The organism is Vibrio sp. 1727, assembly GCF_033344415.1.
Taxonomy (GTDB): domain Bacteria; phylum Pseudomonadota; class Gammaproteobacteria; order Enterobacterales; family Vibrionaceae; genus Vibrio; species Vibrio alginolyticus.
Window position 1 is genome coordinate 1 of sequence record NZ_JAWPOT010000394.1, and the last position, 628, is coordinate 628.

At 48.7% G+C, this 628-nt stretch carries 1 protein-coding gene; it reads right to left on the reverse strand.

The genetic code is table 11. The features are described from left to right. Positions 1-628, reverse strand: a 628-nt coding sequence (locus R8O10_RS25945) for a sigma 54-interacting transcriptional regulator (RefSeq protein ID WP_318192059.1), incomplete at both ends; no start/stop codon positions are given.

Here is a 628-nt window from a genome sequence, read left to right on the forward strand (position 1 = left end):
AGGGCGCTGACGCAATGGCGGTACGTGCACCACGCCTTGGTTGAGCAGATAGTACAGCTCCGGCAGCAATTGATTTTTGGTGATATACGCTTCCGGTTCTGAGTCAAAAATCGTTACAACACGCAGATTCTTTTTCCCACAACGTTCTCGCGCCAATAACAATTGAGCCAGATGCCGTTGCCCCTCTTCAGGCAGTTCAGGTAAGTTCTCTAACACAAGTAAACACGACTGCTGTTTGTCGATGGCATCATCAATGCTATCCATTGTTGTGGTTGCACTGAGAGCAAAAGAACCATACTCCGTTTCTTCACTCTTAGACATCATGTCTTTAATTAACCCCGCGACGCTGTGACGCCCAGTGCCCGACTCACCATAAACCACCACGTGCGTGTCCAGTAACGCGTATTGGGCAACAAGCTTGCGGATCTGCTCCATATGCGCAGACTTACCAATTAATGAGCGCGAAATAGATTTCTCCGCCTGTAGCTGCAATTCCACCTGGCTGCTTCGAGTTTCAAGCTGCTGTTTTACTAGTGTTAAGAGCTCAGCAGGATTGATCGGTTTTTCTAAAAACTCACATGCGCCCTGCTTTACTGCATCAACCGCCATTGGAATATCGCCGTGCCCA